Annotated in this window: 10 protein-coding genes and 1 pseudogene; 9 read left to right on the top strand and 2 right to left on the bottom strand. The window is 49.2% G+C overall.

The genetic code is table 11. The features are described 5' to 3' along the window. Nucleotides 1-20: 20 nt before the first annotated feature. Both DESLBE_RS05870 and DESLBE_RS05865 read right to left on the bottom strand, forming a co-directional pair. Nucleotides 21-1,373: an ATP-binding protein gene (locus DESLBE_RS05870; protein WP_144675661.1), complete on the bottom strand. Its 1,353-nt coding sequence runs from the start codon at nucleotides 1,371-1,373 to the stop codon at nucleotides 21-23. Beyond that, nucleotides 1,373-2,086, bottom strand: coding sequence for a LytTR family DNA-binding domain-containing protein (locus tag DESLBE_RS05865; RefSeq protein WP_144675659.1), 714 nt, complete (start codon nucleotides 2,084-2,086; stop codon nucleotides 1,373-1,375). The genes DESLBE_RS05870 and DESLBE_RS05865 overlap by 1 nt, the downstream gene beginning before the upstream one ends. A gap of 200 nt (nucleotides 2,087-2,286) precedes the next feature. Here DESLBE_RS05865 and DESLBE_RS05860 point away from each other — a divergent pair, with 200 nt between their 5' ends. The 9 genes and pseudogenes from DESLBE_RS05860 (at nucleotide 2,287) to DESLBE_RS05825 (ending at nucleotide 14,808) form a co-directional block, all read left to right on the top strand. Beyond that, nucleotides 2,287-2,649, top strand: coding sequence for an FMN-binding protein (locus DESLBE_RS05860; RefSeq protein WP_144675657.1), 363 nt, complete (start codon nucleotides 2,287-2,289; stop codon nucleotides 2,647-2,649). Nucleotides 2,650-2,704: 55 nt separating this feature from the next. Beyond that, nucleotides 2,705-4,519 carry an FAD-dependent oxidoreductase gene (locus tag DESLBE_RS05855; RefSeq protein ID WP_144675654.1) on the top strand — a complete coding sequence of 605 codons (1,815 nt, stop codon included), beginning with the start codon at nucleotides 2,705-2,707 and terminating at the stop codon, nucleotides 4,517-4,519. Nucleotides 4,520-4,888: 369 nt separating this feature from the next. Beyond that, nucleotides 4,889-6,106: an MFS transporter gene (locus DESLBE_RS05850; RefSeq protein ID WP_018305935.1), complete on the top strand. Its 1,218-nt coding sequence runs from the start codon at nucleotides 4,889-4,891 to the stop codon at nucleotides 6,104-6,106. 253 nt (nucleotides 6,107-6,359) lie between these two features. Continuing rightward, entirely contained in the window at nucleotides 6,360-8,399 is a 2,040-nt protein-coding gene (locus DESLBE_RS05845; RefSeq protein WP_018305934.1) for a sigma-54-dependent Fis family transcriptional regulator, read from the top strand. Nucleotides 8,400-8,756: 357 nt separating this feature from the next. Next, entirely contained in the window at nucleotides 8,757-11,336 is a 2,580-nt protein-coding gene (locus tag DESLBE_RS05840) for a molybdopterin-dependent oxidoreductase (protein WP_144675652.1), read from the top strand. Further along, nucleotides 11,336-11,605 carry a hypothetical protein gene (locus tag DESLBE_RS26920; protein ID WP_243131241.1) on the top strand — a complete coding sequence of 90 codons (270 nt, stop codon included), beginning with the start codon at nucleotides 11,336-11,338 and terminating at the stop codon, nucleotides 11,603-11,605. The genes DESLBE_RS05840 and DESLBE_RS26920 overlap by 1 nt, the downstream gene beginning before the upstream one ends. Beyond that, a complete protein-coding gene (locus DESLBE_RS05835; protein WP_243131240.1) occupies nucleotides 11,536-12,144 on the top strand; it encodes a 4Fe-4S dicluster domain-containing protein in 609 nt (202 codons plus the stop codon). Before DESLBE_RS26920 ends, DESLBE_RS05835 begins: the two co-directional genes overlap by 70 nt. 54 nt (nucleotides 12,145-12,198) lie before the next feature. Beyond that, nucleotides 12,199-14,457 (top strand): molybdopterin-dependent oxidoreductase, encoded by a 2,259-nt coding sequence (locus DESLBE_RS05830; RefSeq protein ID WP_144675650.1) that lies wholly within the window; start codon nucleotides 12,199-12,201, stop codon nucleotides 14,455-14,457. 22 nt (nucleotides 14,458-14,479) lie between these two features. Further along, nucleotides 14,480-14,808: pseudogene (locus DESLBE_RS05825) on the top strand (4Fe-4S dicluster domain-containing protein). The last annotated feature ends 102 nt before the right edge of the window (nucleotides 14,809-14,910 follow it).

Here is a 14,910-nt window from a genome sequence, read left to right as displayed (position 1 = left end):
TTCAAATAGTCAAACAGCTTCTATACTTCGCCGGCCGGCCGGGCCAGCAGAATGTTCAAAACAAATAAATCTTTTTCCATAGCATAGGTACAGTGACCGCCGTAATTTTGAACGGCATAGGAAATGCTTTTGAAGCCGAAGCCGTGGATGGAGGAATCCTGCTTCGTGGTAAGCAGGATTCCGTTTTCCTCGACCAGAGGTACGTTGCTGTGGTTTTCAAATCTTAAGACTGTCCAGTTGTCCCGCGTGGTGACGCGCACGATAATCTCGCGCAGGGAGGAGTCGGTCAGCGGGCTGACGGCCTCGATGGCGTTATCCAGTGCGTTGCTGAAGATGGCCACCATATCCGTAGCGTGGACAAAGGAAACCGCCCCGCCGTCAACCAACAAAATCAGCCGGATATTATGCTGAGAGCAATACATGTTCTTTTCATTAAGAATGGTATCCAGAATATCGTTGCCGGTATGACAAAAGGATGCATAACTATTGATGCTGGATTCCAGTTCGACAATGTATTCATGCCGGGCTTCATTGGTTTGCAGCGCTTTGACGGCATTCAGGTGATGCTTCAAATCATGATATTTACGGTCAATGGAAGCTGCGATGATCTGCTGTTGTTTATATTGCTGCGCCTGTTTTTCCATCAGGATGCGGATTTGGGTCAGTTCGGATTGTTCCTGAGCTTTTTTTAGCGCTATTTCGTTATAGACAATAAAAATCAGAGCTGTAAACCCACAGAGCAGCTCCATCAGAGACATACCCAAAATGGCGTTGGATTCAGATATTTCGGAAGTAATAATTACTACAGTCAGGTAGTTCATCATCTCCAGAGCCAGCGCGAAAACGCTTATCAAGGCCAGACGGGTGCGTTTAAGAGGAGCCGTCCCCCGCATATCCACATACTGAGCGAGCAGCAGGGAAACCATCAGATAAAGGAGGAAGACCAGCAGACAGCCAAAAACCCGGTAAACGCTATCGACGCGGAAACTCAAATAAAAGATATCAAAAAAGCTGGTCACAGCGCCCAGGGCCTGCTCAAAATAGCGGGTGCACATGGAAAGCAAAAGCGCGTGGTAGAAGGCCTGATCCCAGCGAATGTTCCTGATCATCCGGATAACGGCAAAAAGAAAGCCAAGATGCATAAGCATGTAAGCAAAGTTATGGGTGCTGTAAAAAGTGTTATCATAATTTAAAAAAAGGTCAATATTATTGATTAAAACTGTCTGGACCAGCGCCAAACCTGCCAGCGCCGCCCAGGCCCGGGGCCAGGAAAGGCGGGGCGTGCCCAGCTTGCAGAAATAAAGCCAAAATGCTGCCAGGCCAAGCAGACTGTAGAGCAGCAGAACCGGGTCGAACTGAATCAGATTGTTCATTACGATACCGAGCCTCCGAAGCAATTAACCAGGGCGTCCATAAATTCCTTTTTGCGGTGGCGGCTGACCGGTACTTCCTCGCCTCCGATTGTGACGCTGGCTTTATGAATACTGCTTACATGCAGGAGATTTACCAGAATGGCCTTGTGGCAACGGAAGAAACATTCCTGCTGCAGAAGCTCTTCCATGGTTTTCAGGGTTTCCGTACAGTAAATTGAGCGGTTTACCGTATGAATCTTCAGCCCCCTGCCAAAAGTTTCGATGTAGTAGATTTCTTCGCCGTCCAGACATTCCATCCCGCTCTGGGTGGTAAAGCAAATCTTTTTCTTGCGGCGCAGATGCAGAAGCTCCACGGCCCGCACCAGCTTCTGGGCAAACAGAGAGTACTCCACCGGCTTGACGATATAATTCAGCGCGTCCACCGCGTAGCTCTGCAAAGCGTACTGGAGCATATTGGTGACAAATATTAAAAGGGCGTCAGGGTTTTTGGCGCGCCACTGATGAGCGACTTCAATGCCGTTGATATTTTCCTGGCCTAACATTATGTCAACCAGGGCCAGGTCGAAGGATTCCGGACAGTCTAAAAAATCGGCCCCTCTGCTGAAAAGAGACACTGTAAACTTTTCGCCGGTCTGCGCCGCATAGTCAGCAAGGAAGGAGCGCAGCTTCTGCTGTTCCTGAACTTCGTCTTCCACTACGGCCACCAAAATCATAACTGCTTACCCCCGTTTGAGAAAAATATTACAAGTTTATCTTATCATGACGACAGTTTAAAAACAAACAGAGTATAGACCAGTTGTCCTCAAAAAATGTCCAGTTGTTCCCAAGGGCTTCCTTGTGCAAAAATACTCATATATACTTCTCCTAAGACTGAAAAGCATGCGTTCAGGCTGAGTAAAGAAAGGAGAGAACTATGAAGAGAACCAAGTTATTGGCATTGTTATGCATCATTATCTCGATTATATTTTTAGCTGCCGGCTGCGGAGATTCGGCCGCCTCCAGACTCTACAAGGACGGAACTTATGAAGGAGTGAGCAATAAAGGAATACAACCGGGTCTGAAGGTAGCCGTCACCATCCAGGATGATATGATTACCGAAATCAAGGTTGTTGAGAACAAAGAAACTCAAGGCATCGGCACCAACGCTATCGACCAGCTGCCCGGCAAAATCATCGAAGCTCAATCTACAGAAGTTGACTCTGTCGCCGGCGCCAGTTTGTCTTCCAATGCAATTAAAGAAGCTGTAACTCTCGCACTGGAGCAGGCCAAAAAGTAAACAAGCCGAAAAGAACACCTTCGGCCCCAAAAAGGTGAAGAATGGAGGAAATTTAATGAAAAACAACCTTTCCCGCCGTGACTTTTTGAAAGGGGCTTCAGCTGCCGCTCTGGGTGTTGCCTCAGTCGGCTTTGTGGCAGGCTGCTCGCCGGCAGAGTCCGCGCCCGCGGCTTCTACGCCCGCTGCACCCGGGGCTCCGTCAGGAGGCGGTTCATCATGGAAGACGCCCCAGAACTTCTCGGCACAGGCAACCGACGCCGGTTCTTATGATGTTGTTGTAGTGGGACACGGTTATGCCGGTGTTTGTGCCGCTCGTGAGCTTGCCGAGCAAGGCAAAAAAGTTGCCTTGATAGAACGTCAAGCCGAAGACACTTATACCGCGTTAGGCAACGAGTCCGCCGGTATCAACTCAAAGCTCGTCAACAAAATCACCAAGGGCAATCAATATAAAGATGTTGACCCGGTTGAGTATTACCAAAACTGGACCGCGATCACCGGTAATCAAATCAATCCCGGTCTTGTTATGAAGTATTGTCAAACCATGGGCGAAAACATCGACTGGTATTATGACAGCCTTACCGATGCAGACATTGCGTCGCTTACTCACACCGGCTCTCCGGCTGAGGGCGAGACATGGCCGCACTTGCTTCCCAACATCGGCCCAATCAAATTTTACCCCGGCGTTATTTCTGCATATGCGCAAGAGTGCAACCAAACAAAGATTCAGGGTTATAACCGCGAAAAGGCCAAAGCCGCCGGCGCCGAGTTTTTCTTTGCGACCCGCGGGCTTCAGATTATGCAGGAAAACGGTGCAATTACCGGCGTGATTGCCCAGAGCATGACAGACAATTCCTACAAAAAATATGGCTGCAAAGCCGTTGTTGTCGCTACCGGCGGTTTTGCTGACAACCAGGAAATGCTTAACGATCTCATGCCCGATATCGCCAACAACTTAACTGAAGGCGAGGAGTGGAAAAATGCCTTTGGCGGCGCCAGATTTGCCAACCCGGGAGCTGCTGAGGCCAGCCAGTACCAAGGCGACGGCATTAAAATGGCTCACTGGGCAGGCGCGCACCTTGAGAGCATTGTTGCCGGCATGAACGCCAAGCACATTCAGGCCCCTACAAGCATGAATAACTTCCCGCAAGCCGTTTGGGTCCGCAGCAACGGCAAGCGTTTCCAAAACGAGTTTTATCCGGTGGTTGAGCAACGCGGCGTGCCAAATGTTTATATGGCCCACGATGAGAAGATCAACTGCGTATTTGACAGCGAGTTTGTCGAGTATCGTCAATATACGGTCCCGCAGCACGGTATGTTCAGTCCCTCAAAGGCCAGCATTGAGTCCTTAAAAGAAAGCATGAAAACCGCTTATGAGAAATTCAAGGGCACATATGTTGCGCCGGCGGAGTCTGGCACTCCTGCTGCATCAGGTCCTTTTGACCCGGTTGAGTTTATTGCCGATGACACCTTGGAAGGGCTTGCCGGTCAACTTGGCCTTACCGGCGATGCAGTCTCCGCTTTTGTGGAACAAATCGGGCGCTACAACAAATATTGTGAGCAGGGCTTCGATGAAGAGTTCGGACGCCATAAAGAGGTGCTCTTCCCGGTTAAAAAAGCACCCTTCTATGCCGTAGCCGGCAACCCCGGTCTGGGCGAGGTCATGTGCACATGCGGCGGTATCATCACCGATGCAGACCAAAATGCGTTGGATGCAAACTTCAAACCAATCCCCGGTTTGTATGTCAGCGGCAATGACTGCGGTCGTCGTTTTGGTGTTGAATACATTACACCAACACCCGGTGTATCATTAGGTATGGCAATCACGCTTGGACGCGAATGCGGCAAGAGCGTTGCCAGGTATTTAGGGTAACCTGCATAGAAGAAAGCTGAACAACCGATTACCACACTCGGGGTTCAGCTTTTTTTATGGCCTGGATACCCTAATGAAACCAGATGCAGCATTTATTCTCTGAAATAATTTATCAAAATATTTCCCGAGTGGGGAATTATTTCTCAGGATGTTTCCCAAAGAGGGAAAATATAGCGTTTTCTTCAGTGTAAAAGATAGAGCAAAAATGCTTGAAATGGCTTGTTATCGTATTTTGTTCCGGTTGGTACAAAAATTGCAATTATTGCGTTGCAGATTTCGAAATCAAATAACAGGTATAAGGTGGTGAGGGAAAGGGTCCATAACATAAGTTTCATAGCTGTTTTTACAAATAAATAGGAGGTGCACAAATTGAAAAACAGAGTATGGCTGGTAACGCTCATTGTAGTATTGACGGGAGTCGTTGTTGCTGCTTGCAACTTTAAGGTGCCGCCGACGATGGTTGTGCTGATGGATGAGATGCAGGTCAGTGTAACGGAAGGCGGCATTCTGATGTCAATGTCTGTTATCGCCGGAATTATATTGGCCTTACCCGCAGGTGGCATTATCATGAAAACCGGGCCGAAAAAACTTGGAGCCTTTTCTTTGGCCTGTACCCTGGTTGGCAGTGTAGTTGGTGCAGTGGCTCCGAACTTTACCATTCTGATGATCAGCAGGGCCATTGAAGGGATAGGCTTCGCATTTATCAGTGTAGTGGCTCCATCGATTATTGCTGTATGTTTTCCTCCCGAAAAAAGGGGGTTGCCTATGGCCCTATGGGCTTTGTGGATCAGTTTAGGCATGTTGTTCATATTTAATGTGACCAATGCTATCGTGCCGGCTTTTGGGTGGCGCGGTGACTGGTGGCTGGTAGCAATTCTGGCGGCTGTTATGCTGGTGGTGTTTGTGCTTTTCGTAAAAGTCCCCGAGCCGGAAGCAGATCCTGCTGAAAAGGGAGCCTCTCAGCCCTCCTTAAAAGAAGGATTCCAGTCCATGTCCTCATGGCTTTTGTGTCTGATCTTCATATGTTTCGCTACGGTGGTCTCCGCATTTACCACCTATTTTCCAACTTATATCGTTCAAGTGCTGGGACTGGATGTTGCCGTCGCCAATTCCTATTCCGGCTTTATGGCTATAGGGATGATCGTAGGCGGACTTGCGATGGGGTTTGTATTGAATAAAGTGAAAAACCGGCCGGCTCTGCTGATCTTCTGTATGGCATTGACAGGAATATTCGGTTACTTCACCTTTGAAATAACCAGCCTGAATATTCTTCTGGCCTATGTGTTCTTTGCAGGCGTAGTCTATTCCACGCCTGCTGCCACCCTTTTCACAGTCGCACCGGACTCGGCCTTATCCCCCGCATCCATAGGCATGGCCCTGAGTTTATGCATTTTAGGGCAAAACGTTGCCAGCGGCATCGCGCCGGTTATTATTGGCACTATAGTTGAAAATAGCGGATATGTCTGGAGTTCGGTGACGCCTATCCTTCTTGGTGCCGGAATCATGGGAGTAATTTTTGCCATTTTATTTCTTATAACGATGAATAAAAAAGCGGCCGCTCAAATACGGGTAGGAAAAAGCATGTAAGTGCCTGATTGCATTTTTAGTAATTTCTAACCTTTTCAAATAACCAAGGACCTGCTCTAATTAGTAAAGTCTGTTTTATCAGTTGGCACTTCTCTGAAGTGTCAACTGTTCTTTAATGGGGGGCATCTTGGAAAACGCCCGCATCATCTTGAGCTTTGGATAAGTTCTTTATTTTTATGACATGTGAATTGAAAAACATGTTGTTGTATTATAAGCTTTAAATGTCCCTATCATTTAAATAGGAGGCCAAAGCATGGTGAAAAAAGAATGGAATGGCATACTGGCAGAAAAAGAGGTTTATCTTAAAGGCGAATGGAATGATTTGTCGGAATTTCAATTTATCCGTCAGGACGTTCTTGCTTCATGGGAGAAAGCAAAGAGATTTGATTTCGGTCAAGAGATGATTAGCAGAAGGAAAATAGCCGCCCCTGAGTTGCTGCAGGAAACAACTCGCAAATATTCTTTTATTATAGAAATTACCTCCTCGATGATGGACACGTTTCAAGGCTTTGTGAAATCTGATTTTGCTTTTTATCTTTGTGATACTAACTGTATGCTTTTACTCCAAGCCGGGGACTTGATTGAAGAGATTAGTAAAACCGATAAGATCGTTGGCTCGATTATGGACGAAGAATCTATCGGAACCAGTTCTCATCTTCTTTGTATCCAGCAGCAAAAGCCAATTCAGCTTTTAGGGCCGGAGCATTATTGTAAAGATTTTTGGAATTTTGTTGGCTCTTCAGCCCCAATATTTGATCAAAATGACAGACTGATCGGTTCGATCGATATAATCCAACGGATGCCGAAAGAACCGTGGCTAAAGCAGTTCGAGGATTTTTGCGCTTATACATTGGGCTTTTTGACGACAATGGCCAACGTAATCAGTCTGCAATTAAAGATAAGCAGTAAGAACGAACACCTGAAAGCGACAAACCGCTCTTTAACAGAAAGTCATAAAAAGCTTAAAACCATGAGCGATACCTTAAATTCGACACTTACTCTCATGGATTATGGGGTCGTTACAATTAACTATGAGGGGAAAATTATCCACGCTAACGAAAAAGCCTATGATGTTCTGCATCTTAACAGCACTTATGAACATAATATTGTGGAGTTTTTTGCTGGTTACCCTGATTTTATGGAAGATGTGAAGAGCGGCCGCAAAACAGAAATAGAAGATAATTTTGTCGTGAATTTTTATGGTAAAAAATATGTGGTTACAGCTAATCCTATCATCAACCAGGAAACCGGGTCCATGGAAGTTGCGGTGCTTTCTTTTCTGAATGATCAGTCGATCAGCACGGTAGCCCACAACCGCTCCGGGGCTTATGCCAAATTCAGTTTTGACGGGATTATCGGCAACAGCTCGGTGATCAGGGAGGCCATCAGAAAGGCCAGGCAATATGCCGCCTCCCCCGAAAATATATTGCTGCTCGGGGAAAGCGGTACCGGCAAAGAGCTCTTTGCCCAGGCTATTCACAACAATAACGATGAACAGAGACCTTTTATAGCTGTTAACTGTGCTGCTATTCCCCGCAGTCTGATTGAAAGTGAGCTTTTTGGCTATGAAGGCGGTACTTTTACCGGTGCCGAGCGCAAAGGAAGACCGGGCAAAATTGAGCTGGCTAACGGAGGCACATTGTTTCTGGACGAAATCGGCGACATGCCGTTGGAATTGCAGGCGGTGCTCTTAAGAACGCTGCAGGATAAAAAGATCATGCGGGTAGGGGGGAACAAATATCTGGAGATATCCTTCCGCCTGATCGCTTCGACCAACAGAAACTTATATCAAATGGTGAAAGATGGATTCTTTCGTCCGGATTTATATTATCGCCTTTCCGTACTCACCATCCGCATACCGCCCCTTCGAGAGCGTTTTGGTGATATTGATCTCCTCACGGATTATTGTGTGGATAATTACTGTAAAAAAGTCGGTATGCCCAAACCGGAAATCAGCGATCAAGTGCGCAGGGAGTTGAATAAGTATTATTGGCCCGGCAATGTGCGTCAGCTGGAAAATGCAATTATATATTGTATCAACACTTCAAAAGGCAATATAATCCTCCCTCAGGATTTGCCTTGGGAAATACAAGCAGAAAACTATAACCCCCTTCCTGAAAAACATAAGGAGCAACAAGGGGATACGGTGCTTTCCATGTCCGAGATTGAAAAGAAATCCATGCTCATGGCCCTTGCCAAGACCAATAATAATGCCATCAAATCCGCAGAGCTTCTCGGTATGGGCAAATCGACATTTTACCGTAAATTAAAAAGATATGAGATAGAAATCTGAGGCAGATCAGGTGAAATCATTCTCTAAGCGGGGCCCCGGCACATCTTATTTTGTGCCGGGGTTTAATTTTTGGGGCAGATCACAAGGTGTTTGCTCTACTTTTCCCAAAGAGGGAAGACATTTGCGCTTGTCTTAGGGTATTTCCCATTCGGGGAACAGCCAGGGTGAAGATTTTGCCTTAAAGCCTTGTATTTCCTGCAAAATACAACCTGTAGGTATTGGCATGCAAATTGCATATTTACTGGGTTGATTTCGAAATCAAATCTAATGCCACAATTGGAGGTGAGTTTAAAGTCGAAAACCAGGAATAAGCAAGCTATTAACCATCAGGGTAAGTATTTCAAAGGGAGGATTACTGTGGACAAGAAAGATTCAAAACTTAAGACTTTGTACAACATTGCTGGTTTCTGCTCATTTGGACTAGGTTCAGATGCCCATGAAGTCGATGTAATGGACGGAAAAATCGTTCGGACCCGTCCCCTGCATTATGATAACAGTTATACGAAAGAAGAAATGAATCCTTGGCGGCTGGAGGCACGGGGAAAGGTTTTTGAACCTACCAATAGAACCCTATTGGCACCGTTCGCTTACGGTTATAAACAACGTGTCACTTCACCCAATCGGATAAAATATCCCCTGAAACGGGTTGACTGGGATCCCGAAGGCGAACGCAATCCTCAGAACCGGGGCAAAAGCAAATTTGTGCGTATTTCCTGGGATGAGGCAACCGACCTGGTGGCGAAGGAATTGGAACGGGTTAATAAACAGTATGGACCGACTTCCGTCCTGGCTATGTGTGAAGGCCATGGGGAAACCAAAATTGTTCATGCCCCGCACGGCTGCCAGACCCGCCTGTTGGACCTTATGGGGGGATACACCCAGCAGGCGCGTCAGACAGACAGCTGGGAAGGGTGGTACTGGGGAGCTAAGCATGTCTGGGGGCAGGAACCACTCGGTCAGTGCAATCAAGCAAATCTTTGGAAGGATGTTTCTGAAAACACCGAAATGCTTCTGTTCTGGGGATGCGATCAGGAAACCACGCCCTGGGGCTGGGGCGGGCTGATGCCAAGCCGGTTGACTTACTGGTTCGCTGAACTTGGTATTCAGCAAATCTATATTTCACCTGACCTGAACTACGCGGGGGCCGTACATGCCGATAAGTGGATTCCGATCAAACCAAATACCGACGCGGCTATGCATCTGGCGATTGCCTATACCTGGATTAGCGAGGACGGTTTTGACAAGGACTATGTGGACACACATGTTCATGGGTTTGAAGAATTTAAAAATTATGTGATGGGTTATGAAGACGGCGTGCCGAAAACACCGGTTTGGGCCGCGGAAATCTGCGGTGTTCCTTCCCGGACGATTAAAGCACTTGCGCGGCGCTGGGCGAAAAAAGTAACGGCTATTGTCCACGGCAACGGAGGCGGACTTGTCAGGTCGCCGTTTTCCACCGAACCCGCCCGTTTGGAAGCTTGCCTTTTAGGCATGCAGGGGTTGGGCAAACCGGGCAGAACCCAGCTTAAAATGATTGAATGGGAAATTTTTGGTATGGATGAAACCAATCCGGCCCCGCGGTCTGAGGTGATCCCGATGCTATACGCCGGTTATACGGGCGGTGCCACCGAAGCGACACCGTCCTTTATTCCGAAAACATTGACGCCGGATGCCATCTTGAGTCAGGAGCCGGTGACCTGGTACAGCACAGTCTGGTGCACCAGTCCCAGAGAGAACCAGTTTGTCAAATATCAATTCCCTATCGAAGGCGGGTCAAGGATCCATATGATCTGGAGTGATACCGCTTGCTGGACCACCTGCTGGAACGGCGGCAACCGGATGATTGAGGCCATGCGGAGCCCGGAAATTGAATGCGTTGTCCTTCAGCATCCCTGGTTTGAGAATGATTGTTTGTTTGCCGATCTTATCCTCCCATCCAACACCCGGTTTGAAAATGAAGACATTGGCACCGACATCATGTGCGGGCAGTACAATCTTGTTGTTCATATGGATCGCTGTGTCGAACCCTATTATGAGTCCAAAAGCGACTACGAAGTTGTCCAGGAAGTAGCCAAGAAACTTGATTTATTTGAAGAATTTACTAAGGGACAATCGGTCAAAGACCTTATCAAACTCAGTTTTGACCACTCTGGGATTGAGGGTATGGTCAGCTACGACAAGTTTATGGAAAACGGTTATTTTGTTGTGCCGACGGCTGACGGTTGGGAAAACGATATTCCCGGGCTCAGACTTTTTGCTGAAGATCCGGAAACCTTCCCTCTGCCCACCCCTACCGGCAAACTGGAATTCTATTCCACCGGTCTGGCAGAACATTTTCCTGATGATATCGAGCGAGGTCCGGTACCGAAATGGATTCACGGCAGCGAACGCCACCAGGAGCGGACCTATCTTGAACGGGGCAAAAAATATCCGTATTTGCTGATGTCCAACCATCCCCGCTGGAGAGTTCATGCCAATATGGACGATATTAAATGGTTCCGGGAAATCCCGACCTGTAAGGTCCGGGGAAAAGACGGCTATTTGTACGAACCGGTCTGGATCAATCCGCTCGATGCCCAGGAGCTGGGGATTCAGCACGGCGACATTGTGAAGCTGCATAATGAAAGAGGCGGTGTTCTGGGCGGCGCTTATGTCACAGAGAGAATTATGCCGGGCGTACTCTACCAGGATCATGGAGCCAGACTTGACCCGATCGTTGCGGGTCAACTGGACCGCGGTGGAGCGAATAATCTGATTTGTCCTGGAGCCACCACTTCTCAAAATGCTGCGGGAGAAGTGACCAATGGCTATTTAGTAGGTTTGGAAAAAGTGGATATCGACGCCTTAAAGACGCAGTATCCGGAAGCCTTCCAACGCCAGTATGATGCTGACAGCGGCCTGGTCTTTGAAGCTTGGATTGAAGGAGGCAAAGAATAATGAAAGTGTTTGTAATCGATGTCGCCAGATGCAACGGCTGTTATACTTGTCAGATTGTCTGTAAAGATGAGCATGTAGACAATGATTGGGCGCCCATTGCCAGGCCTCAACCCGAAACAGGGCATTTCTGGATGAAGATGAAGGAAAAGACGGTGGGAAGCGTTCCTAAAGTACAGGTCCAATATACTCCAACCCCTGTATGCATTGCGATGATGCACCTTGCATCAAAGCGGGAAACGGTTCGGTCTACAAGCGCACGGACGGATTAGTCGTGATTGATCCGGAAAAAGCGCAAGGAGATCGTACTCTTGTTGATTCTTGTCCCTACGGTGCCATTTATTGGAATGATAAGCTGGGTTTAGCCCAAAAATGCACCGGCTGCGCTCACCTCATCGATGAAGGAAAGCCGCCTCGCTGTGCGGAAGCATGTGCCACAGATGCGCTTAAGTTCGGCGAGGAAGAAGACTTCAAGGATTTAATTGCCAAAGCGGAAGTCATGCTGCCGGAATCCGGGACAAAGCCACGAGTCTATTACGTGAATTTGCCGAAAAAATTTGTAGCCGGTGAAGTATGGGACCCGAAGCAGGACATCTGTATTGAAGATGCCGCAGTGACTCTAATAGATAAGCAAACAAATAAAGCGCTGACAGCCAAGACGGATGACTTTGGGGATTTTTGGTTTAAGGGGCTTATCGGTGAAAATTATAGCCTGAAAATTGAAAAGGAGGGCTACTATCCGTTTGAAATGGCTGATATCAAGGCGGGAGATAGTATCAATGTGGGGGATATCGCCTTAAAGTCAAAGTAGCCTCGAGCGGCATTGCGCCGGGGAGAATTAAATAATACAAGGAGGAATAATCGTATGACAAAACCATGGAAGCGCGAAGAAAACGGTGAAACCATTATTCGCACCTGCGCCTGGTCCCCGCCGGGCTGCCATCCGGTGGGATGCGGCTTGCAGCTGCACGTCAAAGACGGCGTGTTGACGAGTGTGGAAGGGGATCCGGAGCATCCCATCACCCGGGGAGCACTCTGCCCACGCTGTTTGGCGCTGAAGGATGTCGTCTACCACAAGGATCGGATCATGTATCCGATGAAGCGTGATCCCAAAGATCGCGGCAAGGACAAATGGGAGCGGATCACCCTTAAGGAGGCCTTCGATCTCCTTGAGGAAAAAACCAGATACTTCACCAAAGAGCATGGCCCCGAATCCATCGTCGTGTTCTGCGGTACCGGCCGCGAGGCGACAGTGTTTCACAATGAATTGACGTTCATGGGTTTCGGCTCGCCCAATGCCTGCTACGCCCAGAGCGGCTGGTCATGCTACGCACCGCGGGTTTCGCAGATGGCTTACCTCATGGGGGGCGGTTATCCGGAAATCGATTATGCCGCCCGCTATCCCGACCGCTATGAACACCCCGGCTGGGAAGCGCCCAAGTACATCATGCTCTGGGGCAAAGAACCGCTGAAATCCAATGCCGACGGCCTCTGGGGCCATGCGATCATCGATATGATGAAAAACTATGGTACGAAACTCATCTGCGTTGACCCCCGCATCAACTGGATCGGAACCCGCGCCGAGATCAATCTGCAACTCAGACCGGGTACCGATGCGGCTTTGGCCTTAGGATTGCTGAACGTCATTATCACGGAAGACCTGTACGACCACGAAGCCGTGGAAAAGTGGACGTACGGCTTCGACCAGCTGGCCGAGCGCGTGAAGGAATACCCGCCGGAAAAGGTGGCCGAGATCACCTGGGTTCCCAAAGAGCTGATCATCGACGCCGCCCGCAAGTTCGCCACCAGCAAACATTCGGCTCTCGGCTGGGGCTTGTCTGTGGATCAAAACCCCAACGGCATCCAGGTCGGCCAGGCCCTGCTCGCTATACTGGCCATTACCGACAATATTGACGTCCCCGGCGGCTGTACCCTCGGCCTGCCCATCCAGGACGATACCAATGTGGACATGATCAACCGCGCCATGGAGGCCGGAACCGTTTCCCCGGAACTGTTTGAGAAACGCATCGGCGCCAAGGAGTATCCCTTTGTCTGCCAGCTGATGTCCACCAACCACCCGGACGCGGTGCTGGACACGCTGGAGAGCGGAGAACCCTATCGCCTGCGCATGGGTGTGTTCCAGAGCAGCAATGTCATCGGCGGTGCGATCTCCGCCGCCCAGGTACGCTGGCTGGAGGCTATGCAGAAGAGCCTGGAATTCGTCTGCGCCACCGAACTATTTCATAACGCCACAACCATGGCTCTGGCGGATCTGGTTATCCCGCTGAAAACCTTCGCCGAGCACAACACCATGGTGGAATCCCACTACGGCTTCAATGTCGCTTTCAACGGCGCCTGCAACGCAGCCGTGGATGTGGTGGAAGGGGTCAGCGATCTGGGCTTCATGATGGAAATCGGCAGGCGGATGTTCCCGGATTATTGGAGTCAATTCACCAGTGAGGAAGATTATCAAGCCAAAGTACGCATACCCGGGAATTTGACCTGGGAACAATTCCGCGAGATCGGTATCGACCAGCCCGAGGAGATTTACCGCAAGGCGGAGAAGGGCTTGATGCGTTTTGACGGCGAGCCGGGCTATATGTCCACCACCGGCAAGATTGAGCTCTATTCCACCGTTTACGAGCATTTCGGCGACGATCCCCTGCCCTACTTTATCGAGCCGCCCCGCAGCCCGGTCAGCACCCCTGAGTTGTTTGGAAAATATCCTTTCGTCCTCACGACCGGAGGGCGTGTCTATCCTTTCTTCCATTCCGAGCATCGCCAAATCGACCGGCTGCGCGAAATCAACCCGCAGCCGATCGTGGAGATCAACTCCGCGGCGGCGAAGCGCCTGGGCATCGCCGAGGGCGACTGGGTGTGGATCGAAAACGAACTGGGCCGCGTCAAGCAGGTCGCTCATCTCACAGAGGGCATCGACGAACGGGTGGTCCACGCTCAGCACGGCTGGTGGTTCCCCGAGCAGGACGGTCAAGAGCCCAATCTCTTCGGTTTCCGGCAGTCTAATATCAATGTGATCATGCCCCATAAAGCCATCGGCAAGATGGGCTTTGGCGATACTTTCAAATGCGAAATCTGCAATATCTACAAAGTGACAGAGCAATAAGCGGGAAGGAGGAAGAAGAACTGTGAACGGATTATTAATCGACTATAGATACTGCTCCGGCTGCCACTCCTGCGAGGTGGCCTGTAAAACCGAACACGACATCCCCGTGGGCAAATGGGGAATCAAGGTATTTGAAAACGGCCCGTGGAAACTGCCCGACGGCACCTGGCACTGGGATTGCATCCCGGCCCCACGGAGATTTGCGACTTGTGTGCTAAACGTGTAGAGCAAGGCAAAGAGCCTTCTTGCGTCCAACATTGCCAAGCTAAGGTTATGCAGTACGGCCCCCTTAGCGAACTGGCGAGAAAAGCTGAAGAAATAGGGGAGAAGGTTGTGATCTTCCTGCCGTAATAGGGATAACCGACCGCTCATACCTTTGGAGCAGGAAAAGAGGCGACTTATGATGGCGTGTTTTGTCTGTACCAGCACATGTGAAAGATGCAGGCCCAAAAT

Origin of the sequence: Desulfitobacterium sp. LBE (genome assembly GCF_007830365.1) — a bacterium.
Classification (GTDB): Bacteria; Bacillota; Desulfitobacteriia; order Desulfitobacteriales; family Desulfitobacteriaceae; genus Desulfitobacterium; species Desulfitobacterium hafniense.
Note: the sequence above shows the minus strand (reverse complement) of the source record. Positions and strands in the feature narration are given on the sequence as shown.

Coding starts and splice junctions, on each gene's coding strand:
- DESLBE_RS05830 (WP_144675650.1), top strand. CDS start 12,199: ATGACAAAACCATGGAAGCGCGAAGAAAACGGTGAAACCATTATTCGC.
- DESLBE_RS26920 (WP_243131241.1), top strand. CDS start 11,336: ATGAAAGTGTTTGTAATCGATGTCGCCAGATGCAACGGCTGTTATACT.
- DESLBE_RS05845 (WP_018305934.1), top strand. CDS start 6,360: ATGGTGAAAAAAGAATGGAATGGCATACTGGCAGAAAAAGAGGTTTAT.
- DESLBE_RS05855 (WP_144675654.1), top strand. CDS start 2,705: ATGAAAAACAACCTTTCCCGCCGTGACTTTTTGAAAGGGGCTTCAGCT.
- DESLBE_RS05860 (WP_144675657.1), top strand. CDS start 2,287: ATGAAGAGAACCAAGTTATTGGCATTGTTATGCATCATTATCTCGATT.
- DESLBE_RS05835 (WP_243131240.1), top strand. CDS start 11,536: ATGCATTGCGATGATGCACCTTGCATCAAAGCGGGAAACGGTTCGGTC.
- DESLBE_RS05865 (WP_144675659.1), bottom strand. CDS start 2,086: ATGATTTTGGTGGCCGTAGTGGAAGACGAAGTTCAGGAACAGCAGAAG.
- DESLBE_RS05870 (WP_144675661.1), bottom strand. CDS start 1,373: ATGAACAATCTGATTCAGTTCGACCCGGTTCTGCTGCTCTACAGTCTG.